The organism is Thalassospira sp. NFXS8 (assembly GCF_040148805.1).
In the GTDB taxonomy this organism is placed as follows: domain Bacteria; phylum Pseudomonadota; class Alphaproteobacteria; order Rhodospirillales; family Thalassospiraceae; genus Thalassospira.
Map to the genome: position 1 here is coordinate 1,359,680 of NZ_JAGEMF010000002.1, position 21,894 is coordinate 1,381,573.

20 protein-coding genes are annotated in these 21,894 nt (G+C 54.2%); 8 read left to right on the plus strand and 12 right to left on the minus strand.

Annotated features, from left to right (window positions below):
* Nucleotides 1-18 precede the first annotated feature (18 nt).
* The 4 genes from J4E05_RS15290 to hflK form a co-directional block, all read right to left on the minus strand.
* Nucleotides 19-1,536, minus strand: coding sequence for a DegQ family serine endoprotease (locus tag J4E05_RS15290; RefSeq protein WP_349597121.1), 1,518 nt, complete (start codon nucleotides 1,534-1,536; stop codon nucleotides 19-21).
* Between the two features lie 215 nt (nucleotides 1,537-1,751).
* A complete protein-coding gene (locus tag J4E05_RS15295) occupies nucleotides 1,752-1,946 on the minus strand; it encodes a DUF2065 domain-containing protein (protein ID WP_085591803.1) in 195 nt (64 codons plus the stop codon).
* A 78-nt stretch (nucleotides 1,947-2,024) separates the two neighbouring features.
* Complete coding sequence (gene hflC, locus J4E05_RS15300) at nucleotides 2,025-2,897, minus strand: protease modulator HflC (RefSeq protein ID WP_085591805.1); 873 nt, start codon at nucleotides 2,895-2,897, stop codon at nucleotides 2,025-2,027.
* Nucleotides 2,897-4,033, minus strand: a complete 1,137-nt coding sequence (gene hflK, locus J4E05_RS15305) for an FtsH protease activity modulator HflK (protein WP_085591807.1) — start codon at nucleotides 4,031-4,033, stop codon at nucleotides 2,897-2,899. The genes hflC and hflK overlap by 1 nt, the downstream gene beginning before the upstream one ends.
* A 148-nt stretch (nucleotides 4,034-4,181) precedes the next feature.
* Between hflK and J4E05_RS15310 the strand changes: the two genes are divergently transcribed.
* Entirely contained in the window at nucleotides 4,182-5,432 is a 1,251-nt protein-coding gene (locus J4E05_RS15310) for an Mrp/NBP35 family ATP-binding protein (RefSeq protein WP_349597126.1), read from the plus strand.
* Between the two features lie 175 nt (nucleotides 5,433-5,607).
* Here J4E05_RS15310 and J4E05_RS15315 read toward each other — a convergent pair whose 3' ends face one another.
* The gene (locus J4E05_RS15315; protein WP_349597129.1) at nucleotides 5,608-6,357 is read right to left on the minus strand and encodes an SDR family NAD(P)-dependent oxidoreductase; all 750 of its coding nucleotides are present in this window, start codon (nucleotides 6,355-6,357) and stop codon (nucleotides 5,608-5,610) included.
* 191 nt (nucleotides 6,358-6,548) lie between these two features.
* Here J4E05_RS15315 and J4E05_RS15320 point away from each other — a divergent pair, with 191 nt between their 5' ends.
* Nucleotides 6,549-7,463, plus strand: coding sequence for a LysR family transcriptional regulator (locus J4E05_RS15320; protein WP_085591810.1), 915 nt, complete (start codon nucleotides 6,549-6,551; stop codon nucleotides 7,461-7,463).
* Nucleotides 7,464-7,809: 346 nt separating this feature from the next.
* Here J4E05_RS15320 and purL read toward each other — a convergent pair whose 3' ends face one another.
* From purL to J4E05_RS15345, 5 genes are all read right to left on the minus strand, one after another.
* Nucleotides 7,810-10,002: a phosphoribosylformylglycinamidine synthase subunit PurL gene (gene purL / locus J4E05_RS15325; RefSeq protein WP_349597132.1), complete on the minus strand. Its 2,193-nt coding sequence runs from the start codon at nucleotides 10,000-10,002 to the stop codon at nucleotides 7,810-7,812.
* The gene (purQ, locus tag J4E05_RS15330; protein ID WP_349597135.1) at nucleotides 9,999-10,688 is read right to left on the minus strand and encodes a phosphoribosylformylglycinamidine synthase subunit PurQ; all 690 of its coding nucleotides are present in this window, start codon (nucleotides 10,686-10,688) and stop codon (nucleotides 9,999-10,001) included. Before purQ ends, purL begins: the two co-directional genes overlap by 4 nt.
* A gap of 62 nt (nucleotides 10,689-10,750) precedes the next feature.
* The gene (gene purS, locus J4E05_RS15335) at nucleotides 10,751-10,993 is read right to left on the minus strand and encodes a phosphoribosylformylglycinamidine synthase subunit PurS (protein ID WP_085591816.1); all 243 of its coding nucleotides are present in this window, start codon (nucleotides 10,991-10,993) and stop codon (nucleotides 10,751-10,753) included.
* Between the two features lie 124 nt (nucleotides 10,994-11,117).
* The gene (gene purC, locus J4E05_RS15340) at nucleotides 11,118-11,882 is read right to left on the minus strand and encodes a phosphoribosylaminoimidazolesuccinocarboxamide synthase (protein ID WP_073955996.1); all 765 of its coding nucleotides are present in this window, start codon (nucleotides 11,880-11,882) and stop codon (nucleotides 11,118-11,120) included.
* 147 nt (nucleotides 11,883-12,029) lie between these two features.
* A complete protein-coding gene (locus J4E05_RS15345) occupies nucleotides 12,030-12,809 on the minus strand; it encodes an NRDE family protein (RefSeq protein ID WP_085591818.1) in 780 nt (259 codons plus the stop codon).
* Between the two features lie 145 nt (nucleotides 12,810-12,954).
* Between J4E05_RS15345 and J4E05_RS15350 the strand changes: the two genes are divergently transcribed.
* The 3 genes from J4E05_RS15350 to J4E05_RS15360 all read left to right on the plus strand — a co-directional run bounded on the left by J4E05_RS15350 (nucleotide 12,955) and on the right by J4E05_RS15360 (nucleotide 15,009).
* Nucleotides 12,955-13,269: a DUF1476 domain-containing protein gene (locus J4E05_RS15350; RefSeq protein WP_349597139.1), complete on the plus strand. Its 315-nt coding sequence runs from the start codon at nucleotides 12,955-12,957 to the stop codon at nucleotides 13,267-13,269.
* A 218-nt stretch (nucleotides 13,270-13,487) separates the two neighbouring features.
* Entirely contained in the window at nucleotides 13,488-14,168 is a 681-nt protein-coding gene (locus J4E05_RS15355; RefSeq protein WP_085591822.1) for a response regulator, read from the plus strand.
* A 130-nt stretch (nucleotides 14,169-14,298) separates the two neighbouring features.
* Nucleotides 14,299-15,009, plus strand: a complete 711-nt coding sequence (locus tag J4E05_RS15360; protein ID WP_349597143.1) for a CTP synthase C-terminal region-related (seleno)protein — start codon at nucleotides 14,299-14,301, stop codon at nucleotides 15,007-15,009.
* A 158-nt stretch (nucleotides 15,010-15,167) separates the two neighbouring features.
* Here the strand turns inward: J4E05_RS15360 and J4E05_RS15365 are convergent, their stop codons facing one another.
* On the minus strand, nucleotides 15,168-16,091 hold the full coding sequence (locus J4E05_RS15365; RefSeq protein ID WP_349597146.1) for a DMT family transporter: 924 nt from the start codon (nucleotides 16,089-16,091) through the stop codon (nucleotides 15,168-15,170).
* Between the two features lie 104 nt (nucleotides 16,092-16,195).
* On the opposite strand from J4E05_RS15365, the gene J4E05_RS15370 reads away from it, so the two are divergent.
* Complete coding sequence (locus tag J4E05_RS15370; RefSeq protein ID WP_349597149.1) at nucleotides 16,196-17,092, plus strand: LysR substrate-binding domain-containing protein; 897 nt, start codon at nucleotides 16,196-16,198, stop codon at nucleotides 17,090-17,092.
* A gap of 80 nt (nucleotides 17,093-17,172) precedes the next feature.
* Here the strand turns inward: J4E05_RS15370 and purB are convergent, their stop codons facing one another.
* Nucleotides 17,173-18,483, minus strand: coding sequence for an adenylosuccinate lyase (gene purB / locus J4E05_RS15375; protein WP_085591830.1), 1,311 nt, complete (start codon nucleotides 18,481-18,483; stop codon nucleotides 17,173-17,175).
* A gap of 352 nt (nucleotides 18,484-18,835) precedes the next feature.
* Between purB and J4E05_RS15380 the strand changes: the two genes are divergently transcribed.
* Together J4E05_RS15380 and J4E05_RS15385 are read left to right on the plus strand one after the other, a co-directional pair.
* A complete protein-coding gene (locus J4E05_RS15380; RefSeq protein WP_349597152.1) occupies nucleotides 18,836-19,747 on the plus strand; it encodes a MipA/OmpV family protein in 912 nt (303 codons plus the stop codon).
* Between the two features lie 250 nt (nucleotides 19,748-19,997).
* The gene (locus J4E05_RS15385; RefSeq protein ID WP_349597155.1) at nucleotides 19,998-21,752 is read left to right on the plus strand and encodes an HD domain-containing phosphohydrolase; all 1,755 of its coding nucleotides are present in this window, start codon (nucleotides 19,998-20,000) and stop codon (nucleotides 21,750-21,752) included.
* The last annotated feature ends 142 nt before the right edge of the window (nucleotides 21,753-21,894 follow it).

The window sequence follows — 21,894 nt, forward strand, 5'->3', positions numbered from 1 at the left end:
TGCGAATTTACCGGCAGATTATTTGTCTTTTTTGTCTTGCTTGTCCAGGGTCAGGCCAAAGTAACGCGGGCCAGCCGAGGTTTCGATCAACATCAGAATGGTGCGTTTGCCATCATCCTGTGCCGATTTAACCGCTTTCTGAACTTCATCAACCGTATTAACCGACTGATGCGATGCTTCGAGAATGATATCGCCCGGGCGAACACCCTTTTCAGCCGAGAAGCTGGCGGTATCAACATCGGTCACAACCACACCTTCGGTATCAGCGGTCAGGTTGAAACGTTGACGCAGCTCGTCATCGACATTGGCAACTTTCAGGCCAAGCGCATCAATGGTGGCTTCGCTTGAGGTTTGTGCCGGTGCCTGTTCCTGATGATCATCGGTGCTGCTGTCGGCCGTGGCGTCTTCTTTCATTTCGCCAAGGTCAACGCTGATGTCTTTTTTCGCACCGTCACGCCACAGTTCCACATCAACCGATTTGCCAATTTTGGTTTCGGCGACAATGCGGGGCAGGCGACGCATGCTTTCGACTTTTTTACCGTCGAATTTCAAAATGACGTCACCCTGTTTGATGCCGGCTTTTTCGGCCGGGCCATCTTTGGTGACACCGGCAACCATCGCGCCATAGGCTTCATCAAGGCCAACGGAATCGGCGATGTCATCGGTGACGGTCTGAATGTGAACACCCAGCCAGCCACGACGCGGACGGCCATATTCCTTGATCTGGTCAACAACGGATTCGGCAATCGCCGAAGGAATGGCAAAACCAATGCCGACAGACCCGCCAGAGGGCGAATAAATGGCGCTGTTAATGCCAATCACGTCACCATCCATGTTAAACAGCGGCCCGCCGGAGTTCCCCCGGTTGATCGAGGCATCTGTCTGGATGAAGTCATCATACGGACCCTGGTTGATGTCACGGTTACGTGCCGAAATGATCCCGGCGGTAACGGTGCCACCCAGGCCAAACGGGTTACCAATGGCCATGGCCCATTCGCCAACGCGGGCTTTGTCCGAGTCACCCCATTTGACAAAGGGCAGGTCTTTTTTCGGTTCGACTTTCAGCAGGGCAACGTCGGTTTTCGTATCCCGGCCGATCAATTTTGCCGGAAGGGTTTCGTTGTCATGCAGGGTGACGGAAATTTCATCCGCGCCATCAATCACGTGGTTGTTGGTAACGATGTAACCGTCTGCCGAAATGATAAAGCCCGAACCCAATGCGGTGGCACGGTGTTTTTTCGGCGCATTTTGTCCCTGATCGTCGCCTTTACCCTGACCATTGCGTTCCATGAAATCACGGAAAAGGTCTTCGAAGGGCGAGCCGGGAGGAAACTGGAAGTCCGGTCCCTGGCGATCAGCGACAAGCTGACTGGTGGAAATATTGACAACTGCGGGCAGCAGTCGCTCAGCCATATCGGCAAAACTGTCGGGTGCGCCGCGGGCATACGCGCTTTGCGCGATGCTGGTCACACCGAATAACACAATCACGAGCGCCGCAGACAGCTTGCGGGCCGGATTGTAAAATGCTTTTCGCATGGTTTCTGATCCTGTTTGTTGCCGCGTTCACGGAGATTTTTATGATTTATGCAGCAGACGATGCAAGGGACTGCATCGCACCTCTCCCAAATTAGGGGGGAGTTTGGCGAAAAAAGGGCAAGTGTAAGGTGGAAGTCTGTTTTCTGTGGGGGATATTGTGTCAATCGGCCTGTTTGTGACCAGAAAGCAGGTAATGGCAGGTTTGTACGAGGGAATTATTGCCAGAACTGGCGCATTGCCCAAATTGCCGCCACACATAAAACAGCTGCAACCAGACCACCGATGCGAAGCTGGGTTTCGGATATTTCCTGCATCAGCTCCATGACCCGTTTCGCCCCGCGCGGAAACAGCGAATAAAACATTCCCTCCAGCGCGATTGCCAGAAGAATGGCTGTGGCGAGTTCTTTCATGGGGGCGGACGTTCCCGTTTTTTATTTATGAATCAAAAAGGCGACCGGCAGAGTATGCCGGTCGCCTTATCAATTTGTCTAGCGGCTTGCGTCGGGTTCTGACTGATTAAAATATTTGAAGAATTCAGAATCCGGCGATAACACCATGGTTGTCCCGTTTGAAAGGGCTTCACGGTATGCCTGCAAGGAACGATAAAACTCGAAGAATTTCGCATCCTTGTTATAGGCTTCACCCAGGATTTTGTTCCGTTCCGCGTCGCCTTCACCACGCAGGGTTTCGGACTGGCGGCGTGCTTCGGCCAAAAGAATGACCTTTTCACGTTCGGCATCGGCCTGGGTCTTGGACTTGATTTCCTCGCCTTCTGCGCGAAGCTGGGAGGCTTCGGCAATACGGGCGGACTGCATACGGTTATAAACCGCCTGCGATGTTTCCTGAGGAAGATCCGTCCGGCCAATTCGGACATCGATCAGCTGAACACCAAAATCCTTGGCCGGTTCAACCAGAGCCGCCTGGATTTTTTCCATGATGCGGGCCCGGTTATCGGACAACAGGGCGATGAGCGGCGATTGCGCCAGTTCACCCCGGATAACCGAATTCAGGCGCTGACCAAAAATCTGGACAAACTGGTCCGCGTTCAGCGCACGTTTACGGAACTGAAGCGGATCAACGATTTTCCAGCGCGCGAAGCTGTCAATATTGACGCGCTTCTGATCAGACAGCAAAACCTGCTGTACCGGCGGGTCAAGGTCAAGAATACGGCGTTCGTAGTACTCGACATTCTGGATCGGCAGTTTGAAATGCAGGCCCGGTTCGGAAATTGCGTGAACCGGGTTACCAAACTGCAGCACCAGTGCCTGTTTGTCCTGACGGACGGTAAACACGCACATCGAGCCGACAATCGCAACAATGACCAGAACGACAGCGGCGATAATAAGTTTTGTACTGGCCATTATTTGTCGCCTCCGGTGTTCTGGCTGGCGGTGTTTTTCTGAATTTCAGGCAGTGGCAAATACGGCACAACGCCGTTGCTGCCATCTTTCTGGTTCAGAATAACCTTGGTCGAGCTTTTCAGCACTTCCTGCATGGTTTCAAGATACAGGCGGCGTTTGGTCACGTCTTTGGCGGTCAGATAGGAATTATAGACCGAGTCAAAACGTGCGGCTTCACCCTGTGCATCCTTCACAACCTGATCCTTGTAGGCACGGGCTTCCATGATCATGCGTTCAGCATTACCTTTGGCGCGCGGGATAATGTCGTTGCGATAGGCAAGGGCTTCGTTGCGCGAACGGTCACGGTCCTGACGGGCCCGCTGAACGTCGTTAAACGAGTCGATAACTTCTTTGGGCGGGTCAACCTTCTGCATTTTCACTTCGGAAATGAAAATACCGGATTTGTAACCATCCAGAATACTTTGCAGCAATGTCCGTGTCTGGTCTTCAACTTCAACACGGCCAATGGTTAACGCAGCTTCCAGATCGGTTTTGCCAACCACTTCGCGAATGGCACTTTCAGAGGCCAGTTTGATCGTGGTTTCCGGGTCACGAATATTGAAAAGATACGCGCCAGCGTCGCGGATGCGCCACTGAACGACATAGTCGATATCAATAATGTTCTGGTCACCGGTCAGCATCAGGCTTTCCTCGGGGACGTCACGGGTGGAATTTGCCCCCATGCCTGACCCGCGATAGCCAACTTCGATCTGATTGGTGCGTTCGACGTTCGGGGTAATGACCTCGCCAATCGGGGCTGGCAGAAAATAATTCAAACCCGGCCCCGTCGTGCCGACCCATTTGCCAAATAACAGGGTGACACCCTGTTCACCTGGTTGAACACGGTAAAAACCGGTCAGCAACCAGATACCGACAATGGCCAGACCAATAAGGATAATACCCTTGGCACCGCCGCCGCCACCAGGAAACAGCCGTTTAAGGCGGTCCTGGCCCTTGCGAATCATTTCATCCAGATCGGGGGGCGTTCCGCCGCCGCCGTTCCCGCCTGAAGGGCGTTTTCCCCATGGGTTTTGGCCGCCATTATTGCCGCCGCCGTTACCCCAAGGGCCACCGCCCCCTTGCGAATTCCATGGCATCGAGTGTCTTCCCCTCCTTGCCGTTCCGTGTTTCTCTTTGATTACGCTGCTCTTCCGCCTTATATGACAGCTAGCCGCGCAAAACAACGATAGGCACCCATATGTCCCAACTGATCAAGGACATAAGCCAAAAATCGGAGACCGCAATATGACTTCCCCCACACGCGAAACAATACTTGCCGCTTTAAACGAGGTTCAGGACCCGATTGATGGCAAAGGCATTGTTGATAAAAATATGGTGCAAGGCATTGATATAAGTGGTGAAAATGTAACAGTTATGATCGGTGTCGATCCCGAGCGTGGCCCGTCACTGGAAGATTTACGCCAGGCCGCCGAGCGCGCCGTAAATGGTGTGAACGGGGTCACAACAGCCCGCGTCGCCCTGACGGCAGAGCGCAGCGGCGGGGCAAAAGCCGCCTCGGCCCCCGCGTCGCCGTCCCATGCGGGACATTCGCACGGTCATAATCACGGTCATAATCATAGCCACGACCCGGCCCATAAACCCGCATCGCCGGGCATTGGTACACGACCACCTGCCGGGGCAGCCGGACCCGGCGGCGGACAACGCCCGCTTGATCTGGGAGCGATCCGGTCTGTCATTACGGTGGCATCGGGCAAGGGCGGTGTTGGCAAGTCGACAACAGCCGTGAACCTGGCACTGTCACTGGCCCGTCAGGGGCTGTCGGTGGGGCTGCTGGATGCCGATATTTACGGCCCCTCACTGCCACGCATGATGGGGCTGCGCACAGCCAAGCCGACCCATTCGAAAAAGGAAGGCAAAATTACGCCGCCTTCGGCCTTTGGCGTCAAGATCATGTCGATCGGTTTTATGATTGACGAAGAGCAGCCGGTAATATGGCGGGGCCCGATGGCGATGGGCGCGCTGGAGCAATTATTGCGCGATACCGACTGGGGCGAACTTGATGTGCTGGTGGTTGATATGCCACCGGGCACAGGCGACATTCAGCTTTCCATGGCGCAACGCGTACCAGTGACCGGCGCGGTGATTGTTTCCACCCCGCAAGATGTTGCCTTGCTTGATGCCCGCAAGGGTCTGAACATGTTTCGCAAGGTCAATGTGCCGATTTTCGGCCTGATCGAAAACATGAGCTATTATCAATGCCCCAATTGCGGGCATGTGGACCATGTTTTTGACCATGGTGGCGCACATAAGGCAGCCGATGAACTGGGTGTGCCATTTTTGGGCGAAATCCCGCTGGACCTTAAAATTCGCCTTGGGGCAGATGAGGGTAAACCGATTATCGAAACCGACCCCGACGGTGCGCATTCACAGGCCTACGCCAACATCGCACGCCAGATCGCTGCTTCAATTGACGAACAGGTTGGCCCGAAAACCAAGCCGAAGAAAAGCCTGTTTCCGAAAATCAGCTTTCGTTGACAATACGCTGTAAGGCGTGCGAATTGCCGTTCTGAATTCAGGTAAGGGCCGGTCAGTTTTGCTGACCGGCCTTTTTTTTTGCGTGCCTGCAACAGATTGCCATCCAACGAAAACCCCGCCGGGCGATGCCGCGGCGGGGTTTGACGAGGGCGCCTGGATAGGGGCGTTTCGGGCGTTAGACCTGTGCCTGACCGCCATCCACAAACATTTCGATGCCGTTTACAAAACTTGCGGCGTCAGACGCCAGAAACGCGACAACTTTGCCGATTTCTTCGGGTTCACCCAAACGGCCAAGCGGCACCAGTGCGGCAAGGGAGTCGTAAAGGCCCTGCCGCGCATCGTCGGGCACCAGTCCACCTAAACCCGGGGTGCGTACCGGGCCGGGGCTGATGGCATTCACGCGAATTTGGCGGTCTTTCAGGTCCAGGGCCCAGGAACGGGCAAAGTTACGAACGGCGGCTTTGCTTGCACTGTAGACGCTGAAATTTTCAGTGCCTTTGATGGAGGTTGTCGAGGATGTTAAAATCACCGATGCCCCCTTTGTCAGCAAAGGCAGTGCCTTTTGCACGGTAAAAAGAACCCCGCGCACATTCGTTCCAAAGATGCGGTCAAACTGTTCTTCTGTGATGGCCCCAAGTGGCAGCATGTCGCCGCCACCCGCATTGGCAAACAGGATATCGAGTTTGCCAGCGGATTTGGCGATTTGCGCATATAGCGCATCAAGGTCCTGGTTGTTTGCGGCATCGGCACGAATACCGGTGGCATTTGCGCCAATGGTCCGGACGGCGGCGTTCAGTTCTTCTTCGCGACGGCCGGTAATGAAAACGCGCGCCCCTTGTTGCGCCAGTTCCTGTGCAGAAGCAAGACCGATACCGGTGCTGCCACCCGTTACAAGTGCGACTTTTCCTTCAAGCTGGTTGGTCATGGTCATTTCCTTTTCAATTTTGGCCGGGTCGGGCAACCACATCAAGCGGGGGATGCGCCCTTGGCCCGCGGCCTGTTGTTCGGTGAATGACCAGAAGGTAGAGGGTGAATGTTTGTTAATAAATCCCTTGGAATTGAAATGACTATTCACCTGTGTGTATAATAAAGGACACAACAAAAGGGCAATCCGGAATGGACCAGTTACTGGCAATGCGGGCATTTTCCCGCGTGGTCGAGGCGGGCAGTTTCACCCGCGCGGCAGATTCATTGAATATGCCCAATGCCACCATGAGCAAACTGGTTCAGGAGCTGGAGGCTCATTTGGGTGTCAGACTGCTTCAGCGGACAACGCGCCGGGTTACCGTGACGCCGGAAGGCGACGAATATTACGCCAAGGCCTTGTGTATATTACGGAATCTGGAGGCGATTGATTCGTCGTTTAATGCATCACGCAGCAATCCCGGCGGCAAGCTGCGAATTGATATTGGCGGGTCAACCGCGCGTGATGTTTTAATTCCGTTGCTGCCTGTATTTTTTGATCTTTACCCCGATATCAAAATAGAACTGGGCGTTTCCGACCGCACGGTCGATATGATCAGCGATAATGTTGACTGCGTTATTCGCGGTGGGCCGTTGGAAAATTCGTCGCTGATTGCACGCCAGATCGGCAAAGCGCCCATGATCACCTGTGCCGCGCCGGCATATTTGAAAAAATATGGTATTCCGGCTTATCCGAACGAACTAAAGAACGGGCACAGATTGATCAGTTATAATTCGACCCGCGACGGCAGGCCGTTTCCATTTCGCTTCTTGCAGAACGGCGAGAAGGTGGAGATCAAGGTTGAAAGCCGCTTTAGTGTGAACGAAAGCAACGCCCATCTTGCCGCCGTGGTGGCGGGGCTGGGGATTATTCAAACGTTTTCCTATGCCGCCGGGGCAGATTTGCAAAACGGGAACCTTGTTGAGATTTTAAGGGACTGGCGACCTGCATCCTATCCCTTTCATGTTGTTTACCCGCAAAACCGGTATGTGACGCCGCGCCTGCGTGTGTTCATTGACTGGCTGGCAGATGTCTTTCCTGCGAAAGTCGCCAGCGGGCTGGTTTAGAGCACGTCGCGTTTAATCTGCACCATTTTGCCGGAGACAGTCTTCTGTCGCACAAGGAAAGATCCGCAGAGCGTAGCGGGGCTACGGTCAAGGGTCCTGACGTGGTGGGGCGGAAGACTGTCCCGGCCCGAAGGGTTTGATTTTGGCGACGTTTCGCGGCGTTACACCTTTTGACCGATGCGCCGCATCGCTCTGCACGCTGTGCCTTGCCAAACGGTTCGCCAAAAACAAACAAAATGGCGCAGATTAAACGCGACGTGCTCTAAAAGGGGTAAAGAAAAACCCCGCCGGGCGATGCCGCGGCGGGGTTTGACGTTTGGTCTGACACTGGCGAAATCACCGACGATCAGTTGATGGTTTCTGCCATATAGGTAGGCATCCAGCCTTCGTGGGCGTCGCGCAAATCATCGAGTTCCAGCGGGTCTTCGCCTTCGATGGTGATGGCGGTGCCACCGGCATTGCCGATAATCACGGCGTGGACATTGGCATTGGCTGCGGCGTTGATCACACTGTCAGGGTCGCGGGTGGCAACAATGTAACGGCCCTGGTCTTCACCAAACAGCCATGCAATTTCGCTACCGCTTTCGGGCAGGTGCAAATCGGCACCGATATTGCCCGCCAGGCACATTTCTGCAACGGCAACCAAAAGGCCCCCATCCGAAATGTCGTGGCAGGTCCGGACCACGTTGGCCGTGATCAGACCACGCACCAGCGTGCCAACCCGTTTTTCCGAATTCAGGTCAACGGGGGGCGGTGCGCCTTCTTCGCGGCATTCGATGTTTTTAAGATAAACCGACTGGCCCAGTTCGCCCGTGGGCGACCCCAGCATAACCAGAACCGAATCCTTGCTTTTCAGGGCAATCGTTGCCATGCGGCCCACATCGGGAATAACGCCGACGCCGCCAATTGCCGGGGTCGGCAAAATGCCTTCGCCGTTGGTTTCGTTGTAAAGCGATACGTTGCCCGAAACCACCGGAAAGTCCAGCGCAATACAGGCTTCGCCAATGCCCTTACAGGCCCCGACAAACTGGCCCATGATGCGCGGGCGTTCGGGGTTGCCAAAGTTCATGTTATCGGTGATGGCAAGCGGGGTTGCGCCAACAGCTGTCAGGTTACGGTAGGCTTCGGCAACGGCCTGCATACCGCCCTGTACCGGGTCGGCCTTAACATAACGCGGGGTGCAGTCAGTGGTGACGGCAATGCCCTTGCGGGTGTCGTGAACCCGGACAACAGCGGCATCACCACCGGGGCGGACAACCGTATCGGCCATCACCATATGGTCATACTGTTCCCATATCCAGCGCCGCGACGACAAATCAGCCGAGCCCATCAGGGTTTTCAGGGCTTCGCTGTGCGGCATTTTCTGTTCGATGCTGTCGGCTGAAATGCGGTCCTGTTTCGGGGTTTCTTCCCACGGACGGTCATATTCCGGCGAGGCTTCGGCCAGCGGATCAATCGGCAGGTCGCCGGCAACATCGCCATGCCACATCAGGGTCATGCGTTTGCTGTCGGTCAGTTTGCCAATCACGGCAAAGTCCAGTTCCCACTTGTCGAAAATGGCCTTGGCGGCATCTTCGCAACCGGGTTTAAGCACCATCAGCATGCGTTCCTGCGATTCTGACAGCATCAGTTCGTAGGGGGTCATGCCTTCTTCGCGCATCGGCACTTTATCCAGCCACAGCTCGACACCGACGCCGCCCTTGGATGCCATTTCAAACGAGGATGACGTCAGACCGGCAGCGCCCATATCCTGAATGGCGACGATCATGTCGGTTGCCATCAGTTCAAGGCAGGCTTCAAGCAGCAGTTTTTCGGTAAACGGGTCGCCAACCTGAACGGTCGGGCGTTTGTCGGCCGAGGCATCATCAAATTCAGCCGAGGCCATGGTCGCCCCGTGAATGCCGTCACGCCCGGTTTTCGAGCCGACATAAACCACCGGATTACCAACACCCGCAGCGGCGGAATAGAAAATATTGTTGGTATCAGCCAGACCAACGGTCATGGCATTAACCAGAATATTGCCGTTATAGGACGGATGAAAATTGGTTTCGCCGCCGACGGTCGGAACACCCATGCAGTTGCCGTATCCGCCAATGCCTTCAACCACACCCGACAAAAGGTGGCGGGTTTTGGGGTGTTCGGGGGCACCAAAACGCAGGGCATTCAGGTTGGCAACCGGACGCGCACCCATGGTGAACACATCACGCATGATGCCGCCAACACCGGTTGCCGCACCCTGATAGGGTTCGATAAAGGACGGGTGGTTGTGGCTTTCCATTTTAAAAATGGCGGCCTGGCCGTCGCCTATGTCAATGACACCGGCATTTTCACCGGGGCCCTGAATAACCCAGGGTGCCTTGGTCGGCAGGGTTTTTAGCCATTTTTTTGATGATTTGTACGAGCAATGCTCGGACCACATGACCGAAAAAATGCCAAGTTCTGTCAGGTTCGGCTCGCGCCCCATGATATCGAGAACAAGTTTGTATTCGTCATCTGTCAGGCCGTGGCTTTTAATAACGTCCGGGGTGATCTCGCTCATGCCAGCGCCTCCATCAGCGAATCAAATATCATTGCACCGTGCGTACCGCGATGCAGCGGTTCGATCACGCGTTCGGGGTGGGGCATCAGACCGAAAATACGGCGTTCTTCATCAACGATCCCGGCAATATTCGATACCGACCCGTTGATATTGGCAGCATCGGTCGCCTCGCCGTCTCTATCACAATAACGCAGGACAATTTGCCCTTCGCCCTTCAGGCGTTTAACGGTTTCAGCATCGGCAAAATAGTTGCCATCATGGTGGGCAACCGGGATTTTGATGATTTCGCCGTTGTTAAAGCGGCTGGTAAAGATGCTGTCGGTGGTTTCGACCCGCAAATTCACATCCTTGCAGATGAATTTCAGATCGCGGTTGCGCATCAGCGCACCTGGCAGCAGCCCGGCCTCGATCAAAATCTGGAAGCCGTTGCAAATACCCAGAACCGGGGTACCAGCCCTGGCGGCGGCAACAACAGCGCGCATGATCGGGCTGTTGGCGGCCATGGCGCCACAACGCAAATAGTCGCCATAGGAAAAACCGCCCGGCAGGACGATCAGATCGGTTTTGGGAAGGGTAGTTTCCCGATGCCACACCATATGCGGTGCGGTGCCCATCCGGTTCTGAAGGGCGACCTGGACATCCCGGTCGCAATTCGAACCGGGGAATACGATGACAGCAGCTTTCACTGGCCAATCTCCCGTTTATTCGGGCGGGCTTTGGGGCGCTGTGCGCCTGACCCGCGTCCGGTTCAAGCGATGATGTCGATTTCGTAGTTTTCGATCACCGTATTGGCGAGCAGCTTTTCGCACATTTCGGTAACGTCGCTGTGGGCTTTGTCCACATCGGTACCGGTAAGTTCAAGTTCAATAAACTTGCCCTGGCGGACATCTTCGACGCCGGCAAATCCCAGGCCTTGCAGGGCGTGATGAACTGCCTTGCCCTGCGGATCGAGGACACCGTTTTTCAGGGTGACATGAACACGTGCTTTCACGAGAAGCTCCTTGGTTGGTTCGCAGTCGCCAAAGGCGATCGTCAATTAATTCAGACAATGCCGGTCGTACCACCGAGCCGGCGCATATATAATGAAAGGGCCGCGCAAGCGCGGCCCTTCGCAATCAGGTCGTCGCATCTTTATTCAGCGACTCTATTTCGGCGGATTCAGGCAGGACACCAAGGCGGCGCGCCACTTCCTGATAGGCTTCCTCGACACCACCCAGATCGCGGCGGAAGCGATCCTTGTCCATCTTTTCGTTGGTGATGGCATCCCACAGGCGGCAATTGTCGGGGCTGAATTCGTCAGCCAGAACCAGCTGTGAAAATTCGTTGTCGAAAATCCGGCCAAATTCCAGTTTGAAATCAACCAGTTTCAGGCCGATACCGCGCATCAGACCACACAGATAGTCATTGATGCGCAAGGAATAACCAACAATTTCTTCAAGTTCTTCGGGCGATGCCCAGCCAAGGGCAAGCACATGTTCGTCTGAAACCAGCGGATCGCCAAGATCGTCGTCTTTATAATAGAATTCGACAATCGGACGCGGCAGTTTCATGCCTTCTTCAAGACCAAGACGTTTGGCCATGGAACCGGCGCAAATGTTGCGAACCACAACTTCAATCGGCACGATCTCGACCTTGCGAACCAGTTGTTCGCGCATGTTGAGGCGGCGAATGAAATGCGTCGGGATCCCGATTTCAGCCAGGCGATGCATCACGAATTCGGTGATCATATTGTTCAGAACGCCCTTGCCGGCAATGGTGCCGCGCTTCTGGGCGTTGAACGCGGTGGCATCATCCTTGAAATACTGGATGATCGTGCCTGGTTCTGTGCCTTCGTACAAAACCTTGGCTTTACCCTCGTAAATCGGTCGTTTTCTCGACATCTGGCGGGATCTTTCACATTTTGGCAGTTGGGGCAGGCCCATGCACCCTGGAAACGCCCTTCCTATAGCAGTGCTGGCCTGGAAACTCAATTGTCGCGTAAGGTCTATTTACGCAGGTTTGATAATCAAATTCTGCAACGTTCGGGTCTAAATTTCAACTGGCTGGAACGGCGCGTGGTCGGGCTGGCCATTGGCAAACAGCCAAACCGGCCGACGGGGCAGTTCATTTTCGACAACAGGTATACCAGGAAGCCCGATCAGGGACGAGCAAACAGTTTCAAATCCGATATTGCTGCGCACCAGCATGGCGTCCCCGCGAATATCGTGATGATCAACATCGGGCGGCAAAATACCGGTGTCGGCCATTAACGCTTGCCAGGCGAACCAGTCGTCGGCTTCGGGGTTGGGAACGGGCGCACTGATAAACCGGGGCAGATTGCGCGCCGTGCGTTCGCTGTTTTTCGTGTCGTTAATGTCATGCGCCGTCAGAATTGAAAATCCTTCGGGGATTTCATGGATTTCGATTTTGCCCGTACCTCGGTTTGCCAGCCAATAGGCATCGCGGTTATCGGCAATAACCATGTTGAACGGTCGATAGGCGTCACCATCAAGGGCCGCCAGCGACTGGGCGGCAACAATGGCATCGGCATGGTCTAGGGCCTCAAGCGGTAATTCCCCGCGTGATCGTTTGTCGTCTGCCGGGCCAAGGGTGCCATAGCGGTTTAAAACCGCAGCCACCACACCTTCTTCGTTCATGCCCAGCCATGTGCCTCCGCCCAGTTCGTCCAGCCCGGCAATAACATCGGGGCGGTCATCCCAGTGGCGGGCAGGGGGCTGCCAGGGGCGGTTCTTCATTTCGTCGCGATTGGCGCCGATCAGGACTGGCCATTCGTGGTCGGGGCGTCGTAAAATAATGACTGTACACATGTTCCAGATCAAAGCCGTTCGAGGTGGTATTTGTCAAATTGAAAAGAAAAAACAGGTTCGTCGCGTGACAAAGACTGTTATCGGCCACAGATATATAGGCAAGACAGGATATATCGCTACTGGCCCAATGGAAAGGGAGGCACCCATGAGCAAAATGTCGGATCGTGAACGCGGATTTGAAGCCAAATACAGCTTTGATCTGGAGCAGAACTTTCGTGTCGAGGCCCATTTATATAAATTACTGGCAATGTGGGCCGGGCGGGAAATGGGCATGAATGATGCGGAATGCGCACAATATGCCCATAAAATTATCGGCGATGTTGTTGCCGACCCCCGTGAAAACGGGGTGGTTGTTGCCATTCTGGCTGACTTCGCCCGCCACAATATCGATATGACGATATCGCAATTAACCACCAGACTAGAGGAATTGCGCCCACAGGCACGGGCAGAAGTTCTGTAAAACCGGATGCATGGATGGTTCTTGAGAGGCGTTTTATTCATCAAATTGAATAAAACGCCTCAAATTAACCAGTTGGGATTTGCAAACTACTAGGGGCTCGCTTATTCTGCATGTCCAATCGACTTTGGTCGGAATTGTCATCGCATAAGTGACAACATATAAACATGTATACGGTTTGGGGCAAAATGCCTTGCATCCGCTAGAGAAAGGCGAGAGTTTTGCGTATCCTTCTTGCAGATGATCACGATCTGGTCCGTGAGGCGTTATCTCTTTTATTCCAGCAGTATTTCGAAGAGTGCGAAGTCGTCGAGGCTGGTTCTCTTGAGCCTGCGCTGGAAAAGATTGATCCGGAAAATCCGTTTGACCTGATTTTGCTTGATCTTCGTATGCCGGGCATGAACGGGTTGGACGGTTTAAGGATAACGCTTGACAAGGTTGGGGTCGGGGTTCCTGTCGTGCTGCTTTCCGGCGCATATAACGGCGAAGATGTTCGCCATGCGATCGAAAATGGCGCACAGGGTTTTATTCCGAAAACCTTGCGGGGCGAAGCCCTGGCAAATGCCATTCGGCTGGTTCTGGCCGGGGAAAAATACCTGCCATCCAGCATCCTGAGCAATTTTGCCGAAGGATTTGGTAATAAAAACGAACATGGCAGCATGCGCCATGCCGGCCAGTTTGGCGTTGATGGCGATTTTGCCCGTCTGACGCCGCGCGAACGCGAAGTGCTGGCGTTGCTGTCCGAGGGGCGACCCAACAAGGATATCGCCCGTCATCTCGATTTGCGTGAAATCACGGTTAAATATCATCTTAAAAACGTTTATCGCAAACTGCATGTGTCCAACCGGGCACAGGCTGTAAAAATTGCGTTAGAAGATATGGCGCGATCAGGTTCTTTGTAGTATTTCTGACAAAGGCAGCGGTGAAAACGCTTTGTATTCCGGCCCGTTTTGCGGGCCGGTTTTATTTTGTGCAAGCCGCAGTTCCCTCGGTTTTTTTTAAGGGGATTTTCCCCGGTGAACGAGGTTGAACATGACGAAAATCCGCATTGCCCTGATCGGCGATTTTAACCCTGCCGTTACCGCCCATCAGGCCATTCCCCCCGCCATCGATATCGCCGCAACTGCCAATGGCTGTGATGCCAGTATTGAATGGATCCCTACGTCGCGGCTGGCCGATGATGACGTGCAAACTTTACTGGCCGGTTTTTCGGGTATCTGGTGTGTGCCAGCCAGCCCGTATGACAGCATGGAAGGCGCCCTGTTTGCCATTCGGTATGCCCGCGAACATAACGTGCCGTTTTTGGGCACCTGTGGCGGGTATCAGCATGCAGTGCTGGAATATGCCCGTAACGTGTTGGGGTTATCTGATGCCGACAATGCCGAGACAAACCCCGATGCGGCCTTGCCCCTGATCGCGCCGCTGGTATGCGCCCTGATCGATCAGGCTGGTGATATCAAGCTGGCCCCGCACAGCAGGATCGCCAAATATTACGGTGCAGTTTCCGTCAATGAAACCTATCGCTGCAGTTACGGGTTCGCCCGGGAATATGTGCCCCTATTTGCGCAAAGTGACCTGGTTGTCAGCGCGTGGGATGATCACGACGATCCGCGTGCAATTGAATTGCGGGATCATTCGTTTTTCATCGGTACGGCGTTTCAACCCGAACGATCAGCCCTGAAAGGCGAAACCCACCCGTTGATTTCGGCCTTTGTTAAGGCGGCGGCCCATATGGCCGCTTAAGGAACACCTGGGATCCATTAAAAAGAGCCCCCCGTTTCTTGTTAACGGGGGGCTTTGATGTTCCTGTTGGATGTCACAGGAACCAGCCCGCTGGTTGAGAGCGGACAATTATTGTGTGGTGCCCCGGCAAGGCCAGGGAAATGGCGGGGAAGGGGCAATCAGGCCGGGCATTTTTGGTGGCACTGCGCTTTGGTTTCCGGTTGGGGCTGGCGGCCGGTTTGCATGGTGAAAACACCTGCCAGAATGGCAATTGTTGCAACCACGTCGATCCCGTGCAGCGGTTCCCCCGCCAGTGCGCAGCCAATGAACAGGGCCACGACCGGTGGAATATAGGTAACACTGGCTGCCGTTACAGCGCCCAGCTTTTGCACGATCAGATAATACAGGATGTACGCCATACCGGTGCCAACCGCGCCAAGACCAACGATCAGGCCAATGGCGGCTTTTGGCTCGTTAAAAATTGCGCCGGCACCGTTCATATCCACGGTTACCAATAATGCGATTGCACCCAGCCCCATTTGATAAGTACACAGCGCCGCCGGGGCAATGCCCAGTGGACTGATAAATTTGCGGGCATAAACAAAGGATGCGCCCAGGCTTAACGACCCAAGAACAATGTATAGCACCCCAAACGGGTCCACCGTGCCAAGCCCGGTTTCCCAGGGCCGCGCAATGACAAGTACCCCGGCAAAGCCCAGCGCCATTCCGCCGATGGAGCGTCGATTTAAAGGTTCACTTCGCAAAAACACCAGCGCGCACAGGCACGAAAATAACGGGATTGCCCCGCTGAGCATGCCTGCAACACTGGACAGTAACAAAATGGTACCCTTGGCAAATGCCAGATAATAAAGGGCCGTCGCCAAACCCGCCATGGCAAGAAAATGGTGGGCATGGCGCAAATGCCACCATTTCAATACCCGGGTGGCGAGGGCAAAGACCAGTACCGGGATAAACCCCGATACCACGCGCAATAAAACGATTTGCGCGGGGTTAATATGCACCGCAGCCCAATGGGTGAAAATAAAGGGCGTTCCCCAAATCAGGCCAAGGATAATATAGGCGATATATCCGGTATTCTTCATGGCGAATCCGTTGCGTGAAGGGCTGAATTTAACCGTGATTGTAGAAGCCCGTCATATCGGCTACAAATCATGTTATCTGATGTATAAAGTAGAAAAACTATATCATGTCTGATGTGCCGCCCTTAAAAGCACTGCATGCGTTTGATGCAGCTATGCGATTGAATAGTTTTTCTCTGGCAGCAGAGGAAATGAATGTAACGCCGGGGGCGGTGGGGCAGCAAATACGCAAACTGGAAGATTGGCTGGGGGTGGCGTTATTTACCCGCCATGTCCGCCGGGTGGAAGCCACCGCCGATGGCCTGGCTTATGCCGCGCGTATTCGCCCGGCGCTGGACCAGATCACAGAAGCAAGTCGCAGTTTACGCCACCAGCACGCCCATTCGGTGCGGGTGGTGATGCCGCCCAGTTTTGCCGCCAAATGGTTTTCACGGCGGATGTCGCGGTTTTTAATCGCCCATCCCGGCACAGAACTGCATGTTGGATCATCATCCGAGGTGGCCGATTTTGACCGCGACCCGGTCGATATTGCCATTCGGTATTTCAGCGGCGAGGCCGACCACCTGCAATCAATATTATTGCATCGTGGGCAAGCCGCCCTGTTTTGTGCGCCCGAATACCGGGAACGCATCGGGTTAAACCAGCCCGCCGACCTGATGCGTGCGACGCTTTTGAACGATACGTTACATGCCTGGTGGCCGGAATGGCTTGGTGAATTTGCCGGGCTTGATAAAAACCGGATCAAGGCGATTCGTAAAATTGATGTTGATTTAACATCCGTGGCAATTGAATCGGCCATTCATGGTCAGGGTGTTTTAATGGCGGTGCCATTACTGGCCGAAGAAGATGTATTGCAGGGCAAGCTGGTGCCGTTATTTCCGCAATGCGTGTTGGCGGTGCCGTTTGGCTATTATCTGGTGCATCCTAAAAATGCTGAACTGCGCGGGCAGGTGAAACTTTTTCGGGACTGGATATTAAACGAGGCACAGGACATCTCGATTTAAAAATGCTTTGGTTGCCAAAGCAAAACACCCCTGCTTTCAAAGCAGGGGTGTTGGGTATTTTCGGGTGTCAGCTAACAGGGTTAGTCAGCAAAGACGCGGGCAAAAATCGTGTCGACATGCTTGGTGTGATAACCCAGATCAAACAGGGCTTCGAGCTTGTCATTAGGGATACGTGCCGTCACGTCTTCGTCGGTTTTGAGAAGCGACAGCAAGTCGCCTTCGCGGTTCCAGACCTTCATGGCGTTACGCTGCACGATCCGGTAGGAATCTTCGCGTGAAACGCCATACTGGGTCAGGGTCAGCAGCACGCGCTGCGAGAACACCAAACCGCCCATCTGATTAAGGATTTCGTCCATCCGTTCAGGATAGATCACCAGATTTTCAACCACATTGGTCAACCGCATCAGGGCGAAGTCGAGTGTTACGGTTGCATCAGGGCCGATATTACGTTCAACCGATGAATGCGAAATATCGCGTTCATGCCACAGGGCGACGTTTTCCATCGCCGGGATGGCCATTGAACGCACCAGACGGGCAAGGCCGGTCAGATTTTCGGTCAGGACCGGGTTGCGTTTGTGCGGCATGGCCGACGAACCCTTTTGTCCCTTTGAGAAAAACTCTTCGACTTCGCGGACTTCGGTGCGCTGCAGATGGCGAATTTCGGTTGCCAGATGTTCGACCGACGATGCGATTACGCCAAGGGCCGCAAAGTAGGCGGCGTGGCGGTCACGCGGGATAACCTGGGTTGAAACCGGTTCGGGGGCCAGGCCCAGTTTGGCGGCAACATGTTCTTCAACGCTGGGGTCGATATTGGCAAAGGTGCCAACCGCACCCGAAATGGCGCAGGTCGCGATTTCTTCGCGCGCAGCCAGCAGGCGCTTTTTGTTGCGGTTAAATTCGGCATAGAAGGTTGCCAGTTTCAAACCAAAGGTTACCGGCTCGGCATGGATGCCATGCGAACGGCCCATGCAGGGCACGTCTTTGGTTTCATAGGCGCGCTTTTTAAGGGCGGCCAGCAATTTGTCCATGTCTTCAAGCAGAATGTCGGTTGCCTGAACCAGCTGCACGTTAAAGCAGGTATCAAGTACGTCGGAACTGGTCATGCCCTGGTGAACAAAGCGGGCTTCTTCGCCAACCTGTTCGGAAAGCTCGGTCAGGAATGCAATAACGTCGTGTTTGACTTCGGCTTCAATACCGTCAATGCGATCGATCCGGTCCTGGGTGTAGGGCTTGTTGCCTTTTTCCCAAACCAGTTTGGCGGAAGCCGCCGGGATCACACCGAGTTCCGCCAGTTTGTCGGCAGCGTGGGCCTCGATTTCAAACCAGATGCGAAACTTGTTCGCCGGTTCCCAGATGGCGGTCATCTGTTTGCGGGAATAACGGGGGATCATGCAGGGTCTCCGGGCAAGGGTTGCGGTGCGGGGGCCCTTTTGGCACGTCATCCGCACGCTGTGTGCGTCGGATAGAGGATTCGCCGCCGATTATCAAGCCTCACGACGCTTTTGCGTGCTTTAAACGGTTGTCTGTTCTCTGCCGTGCCCGGTTTCAGATGTTTGAATGCACGCACAGGCGGGCTTGGGGTGAAGCTGAGTGTTTCGAACAATATCAAATGTTTGACCCGTGTGAATGTTCATTCGTCCACGGTTATGTTTCAAGGCGGGTTCGAACTTGTAGAAACGGACGCCGTTTCATTTAATACCCTGCACTATCCGGTCACCAACCAGTTTCGGGGTGTAAGGATAAATGGTGTTTAAAAACATATCGCAGGGTCTTGCTTATGGGGCGATTGCCCTGGGGGTGGGGTTTTGTGCCTTTGCGGTTATGCTGACATTGGCGGAAATGGCACATGCGGAACCGGCGGAGCCAGCGGTGCAGGAAATTGCAACTGCAACAATTAAGCCGACACAAACAGAACCTGTCATGACGGAATTACCCGCCAATATCCCGGGAAATACCGCGCCAAACGCAGACCCGTGGCTTGGCGGGACGTGGCAGATTGGCGCAATGGGTGAGGTGTCGACCAGCATTTACCGTGATGGCGATGATTGGAAACCCGGCGGGTTGCCGCTGATTGCCTACGATGCCGAACGCCTCCATGTCGGCATAGATGGTTTACGGGTTACAGCCTGGAAAAATGACAGGTTTAGCGTATCAGCCATCGGGTCTGTACGAATGTCTCCGTTTGATTCCGGCGATGGACCTTACCTTGCCGGGATGGAAGACCGCGATATCGCCTTTGAAGCCGGGGCGGAGTTTACGGCAAAGGCTGGGGCAGGGGAAATTAAGGCATCCCACCTTTTTGATGTTAGCGACGCCCATGATGGCCAGGAAATTGATGTCAGTTACGGCCAGCCAACCCAGGTGCAGGCCGTAACATTGGTGTGGGGCGGTGGCGTTACCTGGCAAAGCGAGGACCTGACCGATTACATGGCAGGTGTTCGTCGTAACGAGGTGCGCAGTGATCGGGCTTATTACAAACCCGATGCGGCCTTTATTCCCCATCTGGATCTGATGGCAAGCTATCCGCTGTATGACAGCCTTGTTCTTATTGGCAAAACCGGAATTCAGTATTTGCCCGATGCCTATACCGACAGCCCGATTGTTGACGAGGATTATATTCTGAGCTTGTCCTTTGGTGCTGTTTACACTTTCTGATCGGCCTCCCTTCCCCAATGGTGCGCAGCCGGTCAGGCGGGCCGGGCGATGATGTCGCCCGGCCCGTTTTTTTGTTTTTTGGCGCATTTGATATAAGTCTGATGATAAGTTTTTTGTTCGGCATGGCTGGATTGACGCAGTTGTGATTGCATATACTTAAGAATGAGCGGTAAACCTTTTAGGCAGGATTACGTAAAAACCAGCAGGATGGCGTGGTGCTTCGTTCTGTTGGCACAGGAAGCAGTTTGAAATGCGACTAGCGGAAAATACCTTTCCCCGGGATGTCGGGTCGGCCCGACAGAATAAAAGCATCGCAGCAAGCCAATTGGCAAAGCTGGTCGATCTGGGGATCGCTTTGTCCGCAGAGCATGATCGTGGTGCCCTTAATCAAAAAATTCTTCAGGCGGCCCGCGATTTTACCAACGCTGATGGTGGTTCGCTTTATTTGATCAATGAAGATGAAAGCGAACTGCATTTTCGGATTATGGCAAATGATACCCTTGATCGCTATGTTGCCGACGGGGACCAGCAGCAATATCCGTTTCCGCCTTTGCCGCTTTATCTGCCCGATGGCACCCCGAACCACCAGAACATCGCCAGTTATGTTGCCCTAAGCGGGGAAACCATCAATATCGTTGATGCCTATGCTGCCGACGGGTTTGATTTTTCCGGCACGCGCCGGTTCGATGCTGCAACCGGCTATCGGTCGCAATCGTTTTTAACGGTGCCGCTTAAAAGTGCGCGGGGCCGGGTGATTGGTGTTTTGCAACTGATCAATGCGCGCAGCGACGACGGGACGGTTATTGCGTTTGATCCCATGATCGAACCGTTGATTACGGCCCTGACCAGTCAGTCGGCGGTGGCGCTGGAAAATCGCCGTCTGTTACAATCCCAGCGGGACCTGATCGACAGCTTCGTCCGTATTCTTGCCCAGGGGATTGATGCCAAATCGCCCCACACCGGTGCGCATTGTGAACGCGTGCCCGTTTTGGCCAAAATGCTCGCACAGGCGGCGGTCGAGCAACAAAACGGCCCGTTTGCCGGTTTCAGCCTAAGCGATCAGGAATGGTACGAACTCGACCTGGCCGCATGGCTGCATGACATTGGCAAAATCGTTACGCCCGAACATGTGGTGGAAAAAGCCACCAAACTTGAAACCATTCATAACCGTATTCATGAAATTCGCACCCGGTTTGAAGTGATGCTGCGCGACGCCGAAATTGATATGTTGCGTCGTCAGCTTGCCGGAGAGGACGCCGCACAATGCCAGGCCGATTTCAACGCGCGGCGCGATGAGTTGCAACAGCAGTTTGAACTTGTGGCGCAAAGCAATATTGGCAGCGAAAATATCGATCTTAACACCGTCACGGCCATGCGTGAAATTGCCAGCCAGAACTGGCAACGCAATTTTGACCGCACTTCGGGCCTTTCATGGGCCGAAAGCAGCCGGATAAACCCCGAAGAAGCGGCGATCCTGTCGCAACCCGGCCCTGAACCCCTGTTATCAGACCGCCAGGACCAGGTTTACAACCAGGTTAATAATGGTGAAATTTATAACCTGTCGATCCCGCGGGGCACGTTAACGCCGGAAGAACGCGCCATTATTAATGACCATGTTGTTCTGACCCAGGACATGTTGTTGCAATTGCCGTTTCCGCCTGGGCTGCATAATGTGCCTGCCATTGCCGGGAACCATCATGAAAAAATGGACGGTTCGGGATATCCGCGTGGCTTGAAGGGCGACCAGATGGGAACGCTGGAAAAAGTCATGGTTATTGCCGATATTTTCGAGGCCCTGACAGCCGTTGACCGCCCCTATAAAAAGCCCAAGAAGCTGTCGGAATGTATTGATATTTTGGGGGGGATGCGCGATCAGGGCAAAATCGACAGCGATCTTTTTGAGCTGTTTCTAACCAGCGGTGCCTATCGCCAATATGGTGATATCTATTTACAACCCGATCAGCGTGACGAGGTTGATGTCACCCGCTATATCAAAGCTCTTTGATCGAAACCGATCGACAGGCCCCTTAGCCGACGGGCGGAATTCTTTAAAGCCCTTGCCGTTGCTTTACCGGGCCACGGCACAATAAGATCATCCCGTGTTTTATGTGAAAAGGGGCCGTTGTAAGAACGACCCCTTTTGATGT